Below are 8,548 nucleotides of genomic sequence, written 5' to 3' on the forward strand. Positions count from 1 at the left end.
CTCACAGTCCCAGAATGGCTTTGGCGATGATGCCCTTCTGAACTTCAGAAGAACCGCCGTAGATGCTGACCTTGCGGTAGTTGAAGTAGCCCGGCGCGATGGCGTCGGCCCAGTCCGGCCCCACCGACGGCTCGTTCGAGCCTTCGCCGCCCATCGAGCGGGGGATCGCATAGGGCCCCACCACGTCCATCAGCAGATGGGTGATCGACTGCTGGATCTCGGAGCCCTTGAGCTTCAGCACCGAGGACGCCGGATGGGGCTTCTTGCCGCCGCGCACCGCGATGTCGGAGAGCACGCGCAGCTGGGTCATCTCCAGCGCCTTCAGCTCGACCTCCGTCTCCCACACCTTGGCGCGGAAGCGGGGGTCGTCCATCAGCGAACCTTCGCCCTGGGGCACCGAAGCCGCCAGTTCCTTGACCCGGCGGAGCTTCGCCTTGGAGGCGCCGACGCGGGCGATGCCGATGCGCTCGTTGCCCAGCAGGAACTTGGCGTAGTCCCAGCCCTTGTTCTCCTCGCCCACCAGGTTCTCCACCGGGACGCGGACGTCATCGAAGAACACTTCGTTGACCTCGACCCCGCCGTCGATCGTCTGGATCGGGCGCACGGTGATGCCGGGGGTCTTCATGTCGATCAGCAGATAGGAGATGCCCATCTGCTTCTTGGGCGCGTCGGGGTCGGTGCGCACCAGGCAGAAGATCCAGTCGGCATGCTGGGCGAAGGTGGTCCAGGTCTTCTGACCGTTGACCACGTATTCGTCGCCGTCGCGGATCGCCTTGGTCTTCAGCGAAGCGAGGTCGGAGCCGGCGCCCGGCTCCGAAAAGCCCTGACACCACCAGACGGAGCAATCCAGAATGGAGGGCAGGAACTTCTTCTTCTGTTCGTCGTTGCCGAAGGTGTAGATCACCGGCCCGACCATCGAGATGTTGAAGCCCTGCGGGTCGGGCGCGTGACCCATCTGGATCTCTTCGGTGAAGATATACTGCTGGATCGCGTTCCAGCCCGGGCCGCCGTATTCCTTGGGCCAGCGCGGCGCGCTCCAGCCCTTGTCGGCCAGGATCTTCATCCAGTCGACCATGTCCTGCTTGGACGTGCCGCGACCCTCTTTCATCCGGGTGCGGGTGGCTTCCGGCAGATTTTCGCGGATGAAGGTCCGGACTTCGTCGCGGAAGGCCTTCTCCTCGGCGGTGAATTCAAGATCCACGGCGTGTCTCTCCCTGATCAGGCCGGCGAGGCTCAGGCCTCGTCCAGCGCTTTGAGAACCTGGTCCCGCAACATCTTGCGGGAATACTTTCCGACCGGCGTGCGCGGCAGCGCGGTCACGAATTCGAGGCCCATCGGCATCTCGTGCCGGCCGAGCCGCGTGTCGAGGAAGGCGCGCAGGGTTGCGAGGTCGAATTCCTCGACCCCCGGCCGCAGCACCACATAGGCGCGCGCGCTTTCGCCCCGATATTCGTCGGGGATCCCGATGACCATGACCTCGGCCACGTCGGGATGCTCATGGATCGCCTGCTCGATCGCCTGAGGGTATACGTTGTAGCCCCCCGAAAGGATCAGATCCTTCTTGCGGTCGACGAGATGGAGGAACCCGTCCGCATCGAAATGCCCGATGTCGCCGGTGAGGAACCAGCCGTCGACGAAGCTGACCGCGGTCTCCTCGGGGTTGGCGTGGTATTCGGCGAGCACGGCGGGGGACTTGATGCGCATCTCGCCGTTTTCGCCGACGCCGAGCACCCGGGTCGGGTCGTCGACCGACACCACCTCGATCCGCACGCCCGGCAGCGGGATGCCGATGGAGGCGCGCTTTTCGAAGGCCTGGGCGGCGGGGATCGAGGTGCCGGCGGCCCCGGTCTCGGTCATCCCCCAGCCGCCGCGCATGTCGAGCCCGGTCAGCGCCTTGATCTTGCGCGCGATCTCCACCGGCATCGGCGCGCCGCCCGAGGCGATGGAGCGGAGCGAGGAGAGGTCCCGCGTCTCGATCCCCGGCATGTTGGCGATGGCGATCCACATGGTCGGCACGCCGCCGGTGGAGACGACGCGCTTGCGCTCGATGTCGTCGACCACCCGGTTCACGTCGAAACGCTGGTGCAGGACGATGGTGGACCCGGTCTTCAGGCGGGTCATCAGGATCGAGGTCAGACCCATGATGTGGAAGAAGGGCGAGACGACCAGCGAGGCCGCGCCCTCCAGCCGCTCCGGGTCGTTGAGCCAGGAATATTCGTAGATCTGCACGGCGGCGGCGAGATTGCCGTGGCTGAGCACCGCGGCTTTCGGCAGGCCGGTGGTGCCGCCGGTGTATTGCAGCAGCGCCCGGTCGCCCGGCTCGGCGGGGTGGACGACGAGCGTGTCATCCGCGCCCGCGACCAGATCCGCGAAGGACGTGATGCGGGGATCGTCGGGGATCGCCCCGCCGGGGCCGCCATGGACCGCGTCGTCGCAGAGCACGGCTTCCGACAGCGCGCCGGTGTCGAGCAGCTCGACCACCCGCGCCCCGAAGGGGGCCATGCTGAGCGACACCACCATGCGGGCGCCGCTGTCGCGGACCTTGTGCTCCAGCTCCCGCACCGCATCGAGGGGCGAAAGATGGGTCGCCGTCGCCCCGGTCAGCAGCACCGAATAGAAGAAGATCGGGTGGAAAAGCGTGTTGGGCAGGTAGAGCGCCACCACCGCCCCCGGCCCGATCCCCCGGGCCCGCAAGGCGTTGGAGAGCCGCGCGCATGCCCCGCGGAAATCCGCGTAGGTCAGCACATGGTCGTTGTAGTCGAACGCCGGGCGCGTCGCGAAGGCCTCGGTGAACGCCTCGAACTGGCGGTTCACCGTGGTCGCCTCGGGGGTGAAATTCGCATCCACCCCCTCGGCGTACCAGCGGGCCCAGGCGGGCGCGTCGTCCGGCATGTCGCGGCTCCCCATTCCCTGCTTCGGCCTCCTTCAGGCGGCCTTGGCGGCGGCGAAGGAGCTTTTCTCCGCCGCGAGCTTGCGCATCAGGGCGCAGGGCCGGAGCGCCTCGTTGCCGGTGACCTCGGCGTAGTGGTCGAGGCGTTCGCATATCACGTCGGCGCCCACCTGGTCGGCGTAATACATCGGGCCGCCCTGGCCGATGGGGAAGCCGTAGCCGTAGAGGTAGATCACGTCGATGTCGGAGGCGCGGAGCGCGATGCCCTCCTCCAGCGTCTTGGCGCCTTCGTTGATCATCGGGAACATCAGACGCTCGAAGATCTCGCGTTCGTCGAACTCGCGGCGCTTCACGCCCTGCTCCTTGGCGACCTTGGCGATCAGCTGGTCGATCTCGGGGTCCGGGATCGGGCGGCGGGAGCCCTCTTCGTAGAGATACCAGCCCTTGCCGGTCTTCTGGCCGTAGCGGCCCATCTCGCAGATCGCGTCGGCGACGGGGGCCTTCTTGCCGGTCTCCTGGCGGATGCGCCAGCCGACGTCGAGGCCGGCCATGTCGGACATCGCGAGCGGGCCCATGGCCATGCCGAACTTGGTCAGCGCGGAGTCGATCTGGGACGGCGAGGCGCCTTCCAGCAGCATCGGCTCGATCTGGGCGCCGCGGGCGTGGAGCATGCGGTTGCCGACGAAGCCGTAGCAGACGCCGACGACGGCGGGGATCTTGCCGCCCTTCTTGCCGATCTCCATCGCGGTTTTCAGCACGTCCGGGGCGGTCTTCGCGCCGCGCACGATCTCCAGCAGTTTCATCACGTTGGCGGGGGAGAAGAAATGCATCCCCAGCACGTCCTCGGGGCGCGAGGTGACGGCCGCGATCTCGTCCACGTCGAGGGTCGAGGTGTTGGACGCGAGGATGCAGCCCGGCTTGCACTGGGCGTCGAGGGCTTTGAAGATCTTCTTCTTGAGGTCCATGTTCTCGAACACCGCCTCGATCACCATGTCGGCGTCGGCGACGGAGGCGAAGTCGGAGGACGCGGTGATGTTCGCCAGCGCCGCATCCACCTGCGCTTCGGTCAGGCCGCCGCGGGCCTGGGTGTTGCGATAGTTCTTCTCGATGATCGCCATGCCGCGGGCCAGCGCCTCGGGGTTGAGGTCGATCATGGTCACCGGGATGCCGGCCGAGGCGAAGGACATGGTGATGCCGCCGCCCATGGTGCCGGCGCCGAGCACGGCCATCTTCTTCACCTCACGCGCTTTCACGTCCCTGGTGACGCCGGGGACCTTGTTGGCCTCCCGCTCGGCGAAGAAGGCGTGACGCTGGGCCTTGGATTCGGGGCCGTCGCGCAGTTCGGCGAAGAGCGCGCGCTCCTGCGCCGTGCCATCGGCGAAGGACATGGTGATGGCGTTGCGCACGGTCTGGGCGCAGGTCGCGGGGGCCTTGAGGCCCTTGGAGCGCGACAGGAGGCGGCCGGCCTCCGCCTCGAACGCCTTCATGTCGGTCTCGGGCGTCTGCATCTGCGAAATGCGCGGCAGCGCGCCGCCCTCGGCCGCCTTGGCGGCGGCGAAGGCGACGGCTTCGGCCACCAGATCGCCGTCGACGATCTTGTCGATGATGCCCAGTTCCAGCGCCTTCGGGGCGGGGATCTGGTCGCCGGTGACGATGGGGGCGAGGGCCGCCACGGCGCCGATCAGGCGCGGCAGGCGCTGGGTGCCGCCGGCGCCCGGCAGCAGTCCGAGCTTGACCTCAGGCAGACCGACCCGGGCGGAGGGAACCGCGACCCGGAAATGGCAGCCGAGCGCCAGTTCCAGACCGCCGCCGAGCGCGGTGCCGTGGATCGCGGCGACCACGGGCTTGTCGCAGGCCTCGATCAGTTCGATCACCGGGACGAGGCCGGGTTCCTGGGCGGGCTTGCCGAATTCGGTGATGTCGGCGCCGGCGTGGAAGGTGCGGCCCTTGCAGGCGATGACGATGGCGTCGACATTGGGGTCCTTGGCGGCGGCGGAGACGTTGTCCCACAGCCCCTTGCGGACCGCATGGCCCAGCGCGTTGACCGGCTGGTTGTCGGATTCCACGACCGCGACGCGGCCCTCCATGCGCATGGAGACTTTCTGATCGGACACGAGCTTTCCTCCCCGGATCGGCTCTCCCGCCTGCTATTTCTGCAGTGCGGAAATATATTTTGCAATTTGACGCCGAGGCTAAGAAGTGCTGAATTCCAAGTCAACACGAAACGCGACGGACCGCGGCGCGGGGAAACCTGCGTCCGGGCCGAATGCGACGTCGCCGCCGAACGGCGCGCGAAGGAAAGAACGGGAGGATTTTCAGGACGATGATCGACAAGCGTTGCGAGGACGCGCGCGCCGGCCTGACGGAAGTCAGGGATGGCGACGCGGCGAGGATCTCGGGTCTCGGCGACTCGGGATGGCCGACCCTCCTGATGAAGGCGCTGATCGACCACGCGGCCCCCTTCCCCGGCGACCGGGCCGCTTCATGAGCGGGGACGCGCGCGACCTTGACGTCGAGACCTATCCGCTGATGCGGGTGCTCGGCTATCGCATCGCGGAGTGGTCGGCGGGCTACGCGCGGGTGGAGATGCCGATCGACCCGGAGATCCACGTCAACCGCCACGGCATCCCGCATGGCGGCAACTACGCCACGATGCTCGACACCGCCTGCGCCTATGCAGGGACCTGGCGGCCGGAGGGGGAACCTCCGGTCTTCGCGATGACCCTGTCGCTGAACCTCAGCTTCGTCGGCCTGCCCCGCGGCAAGCTGCTGATCGCCGAGGGGCGCAACACCGGGGGCGGGCGCAACACCTTCTTCGCCGCCGGAGAGCTGCGCGACGAGCTGGGCACGCTGGTCGCCACCGCCGCCGCCGTGCTGCGCCTGCGGGTGGCGGGGGGCGATCCGACCAAGAAGAAGGCGGACGCATGAGCCTCGACGACCCGCTCCGCCAGCCGATCCCCGCGGGCCCCCTGGCGCGCGAGGGGTTTCAGGACCGCATGGGCCTCAAGCTCACCCATCGTTCTCCCACCGCGATCTGGGGCGAATTGCAGGTGAGCGCGGAGCATCTCAACCGCTCCGGCATCGTGCATGGCGGGGTCTATTGCACGATCCTCGACGCCTGCATGACCGGCGCGGGGCTCTATTGCCCGCATCCGGGGCGGGTGCGCCGGGCGGTGACGCTGTCGCTGACGGTGAAGTTCACCGGCAAGGTGCGCACCGGCCTGATCCTTGTGGAGGCGCGCACCGTCGCGTCCGGCCGGCGCATCTACACCTCGGTGGCCGAGGCGCTGTCGGAGGACGGCGACGTGCTGGCCCATGGCATCGGCAGTTTCCAATACATGCGCGGGTCGGAAGACCCGATGGGCGAGCCGCTGGAAACCGCGCTCGCCGCCCGGGCGGAGGCCGACGCCGAAGTCGCCGCCGCCGCCGGGAAAGCCTGACCCACAACGATAAACGGAGGAGACGCCAAGTGTTCGACATCAAGGGCAAGGTCGCCATCATCACCGGCTCGACCAAGGGCATCGGCCTCGCCATCGCCTGGCAATACGCGCGCTCGGGCGCCAAGGTGGTGATTTCGTCCCGCAAGGCCGACGTCTGCGAGGCCGTGGCCAAAGAGATCGCCGACGCGGGCTTCGAGGCCATCGCCGTCCCCTGCCATATCGGCGAGCGCGAGCAGCTGGTCCGGCTGGTCGAAGCCACCATGGAAAAATGGGGGCGCATCGACATCCTGGTCTGCAACGCCGCCTCGAACCCCGTCTACGGTCCGATGCCCGGCCTGCCCGAAAGCGCCTGGGACAAGATCATGGATAACAACGTCAAGTCGAATTACATCCTGGTCAATTCCCTGGTCGCCCCGATCATGGAGAAGCAGGGCGGCGGCGCGGTGATCCTGGTCAGCTCGGTCGCGGCCCTGCGCGCATCGGAGATGCTGGCCTTCTACTCGATCTCCAAGGCCGCCGAGGCGCATCTGACCAAGAACCTCGCGGTCGCCTGGGGGCCGAAGGGCGTCCGGATCAACGCGATCCTGCCCGGCCTGATCCGCACCGACTTCGCGAAGGAGCTGTGGACCGATCCCGAGCGGCTCGCCCGGGTCGAGAACAAGGTTCCGCTGCGCCGCATCGGCGAGCCGGACGACATCGCGGGCGTGGCCCATTTCCTCGCCTCCGACGCCGCCGCCTTCATGACCGGTCACCTGCTGGTGGCCGACGGCGGCGACACCATTTCTTAAGATCGCCGGCCCGGCCGCGCGCCAGCCGCGCGGCCGGGCCTCAAGAAACCCAAGGGAGAGGAGTTTTCCCATGCGGGAAGCCGTCATCGTTTCCACCGCGCGCACCCCGATCGGCAAGGCCTATCGCGGCGCATTCAACAACACCCAGAGCCAGGAGCTGATCGGCCACGCCGTGAAGCATGCGGTCGAGCGGTCGGGCGTCGCCCCGGGCGAGATCGAGGATTGCGTGATCGGCTCGGCCATCCAGCAGGGCGCGCAGGGCGGCAATATCGGCCGCCAGGCGGTGATCCGCGCAGGGCTCCCCGACACCATCGCCGGCATGTCGATGGACCGCCAGTGCGCGTCGGGCATGATGGCCATCGCCACGGCCGCCAAGCAGATCATCGACGACGGCATGACCATCGCCATCGGGGGCGGGGTCGAGTCGATCTCGCTGTGCCAGAACGAGCATCGCAACGCCTTCCGCGCCGGCGATCCGTGGATCAAGGAGCATGTCCCCGCGCTCTACATGTCGATGCTGGAGACGGCGGAGATCGTGGGCGAGCGCTACAACGTCTCCCGCGAGTATCAGGACGAATACGCCCTGCGCTCCCAGCAGCGGACCGCCGCGGCCCAGCAGGCCGGCGCCTTCGACGACGAGATCGTGCCGCTGACCACCAGCATGGCGGTGGTGGACAAGGAGACCAAGGAGGTCTCGTTCAAGGAGGTCACGCTGGACAAGGACGAGGGCAACCGGCCGTCGACCACGCTGGAAAGCCTGCAGAGCCTGGCGCCGGTGTTCAAGAACGGCATGGCTGTGGCCGAGGGCAAGCACATCACCGCCGGCAACGCCTCGCAGCTGTCGGACGGGGCCTCGGCCTCGGTGCTGATGGAGGCGAAGGAGGCGGAGAAGCGCGGGCTGTCGCCGCTGGGCTATTATCGCGGCATCGCGGTGGCGGGCCTGAACCCCGACGAGATGGGAATCGGTCCGGTCTACGCCGTGCCCCGGCTGCTGGAGCGGCACGGGCTGAAGATCTCGGATATCGGGCTGTGGGAGCTGAACGAGGCTTTCGCGGTGCAGGTGCTCTATTCCAAGGACAAGCTGGGGATCCCCGACGAGCTCTTGAACGTGAACGGCGGCGCGATCTCGGTCGGGCATCCCTACGGCATGTCGGGCGCGCGCATGGTCGGCCACGCGCTGATCGAGGGCAAGCGTCGGGGCGCGAAGTATGTGGTGTGCACCATGTGCGTCGGCGGCGGCATGGGGGCGGCGGGCCTGTTCGAGGTCGCCTGAGCCTGTTCGCCTTCGGGCCGTGAGACATGCGGGCGCGGGGAGAAACCCCCGCGCCCGTTTTCGTGCCGCCCGGCGCGCAGACCCGTCGCGCAGACCCGTCGGGGGCGCCGCGACGACCGGGCCGCGAGCCTCAGCGCGGCGCCCGCGGCGCGCTGCG

8 protein-coding genes are annotated in these 8,548 nt (G+C 68.1%); 5 read left to right on the forward strand and 3 right to left on the reverse strand.

Annotated features, from left to right (window positions below; all coding sequences use genetic code 11):
* Window position 1: 1 nt before the first annotated feature.
* Genes pimC through ACTB72_RS09675 form a run of 3 tightly spaced genes read right to left on the reverse strand, consistent with a single transcriptional unit; the run spans window position 2 to window position 5,004 of the window.
* Window positions 2–1,201 carry a pimeloyl-CoA dehydrogenase large subunit gene (gene pimC / locus ACTB72_RS09665; protein ID WP_463036781.1) on the reverse strand — a complete coding sequence of 400 codons (1,200 nt, stop codon included), beginning with the start codon at window positions 1,199–1,201 and terminating at the stop codon, window positions 2–4.
* A gap of 32 nt (window positions 1,202–1,233) precedes the next feature.
* Window positions 1,234–2,892, reverse strand: coding sequence for an AMP-binding protein (locus ACTB72_RS09670; protein ID WP_463036782.1), 1,659 nt, complete (start codon window positions 2,890–2,892; stop codon window positions 1,234–1,236).
* Between the two features lie 33 nt (window positions 2,893–2,925).
* Window positions 2,926–5,004, reverse strand: coding sequence for a 3-hydroxyacyl-CoA dehydrogenase NAD-binding domain-containing protein (locus tag ACTB72_RS09675; protein ID WP_463036783.1), 2,079 nt, complete (start codon window positions 5,002–5,004; stop codon window positions 2,926–2,928).
* A gap of 209 nt (window positions 5,005–5,213) precedes the next feature.
* Here ACTB72_RS09675 and ACTB72_RS09680 point away from each other — a divergent pair, with 209 nt between their 5' ends.
* From ACTB72_RS09680 to ACTB72_RS09700, 5 genes are all read left to right on the forward strand, one after another.
* Entirely contained in the window at window positions 5,214–5,378 is a 165-nt protein-coding gene (locus ACTB72_RS09680; protein WP_463036784.1) for a hypothetical protein, read from the forward strand.
* A complete protein-coding gene (locus ACTB72_RS09685) occupies window positions 5,375–5,818 on the forward strand; it encodes a PaaI family thioesterase (protein ID WP_463036785.1) in 444 nt (147 codons plus the stop codon). The genes ACTB72_RS09680 and ACTB72_RS09685 overlap by 4 nt, the downstream gene beginning before the upstream one ends.
* A complete protein-coding gene (locus ACTB72_RS09690; RefSeq protein WP_463036786.1) occupies window positions 5,815–6,330 on the forward strand; it encodes a PaaI family thioesterase in 516 nt (171 codons plus the stop codon). Before ACTB72_RS09685 ends, ACTB72_RS09690 begins: the two co-directional genes overlap by 4 nt.
* A gap of 29 nt (window positions 6,331–6,359) precedes the next feature.
* Window positions 6,360–7,118 (forward strand): SDR family NAD(P)-dependent oxidoreductase, encoded by a 759-nt coding sequence (locus ACTB72_RS09695; RefSeq protein WP_463036787.1) that lies wholly within the window; start codon window positions 6,360–6,362, stop codon window positions 7,116–7,118.
* 70 nt (window positions 7,119–7,188) lie between these two features.
* Window positions 7,189–8,391: an acetyl-CoA C-acyltransferase gene (locus ACTB72_RS09700; protein WP_463036788.1), complete on the forward strand. Its 1,203-nt coding sequence runs from the start codon at window positions 7,189–7,191 to the stop codon at window positions 8,389–8,391.
* Window positions 8,392–8,548 lie beyond the last annotated feature (157 nt).

The sequence above is a fragment of the Albimonas sp. genome, assembly GCF_055129145.1.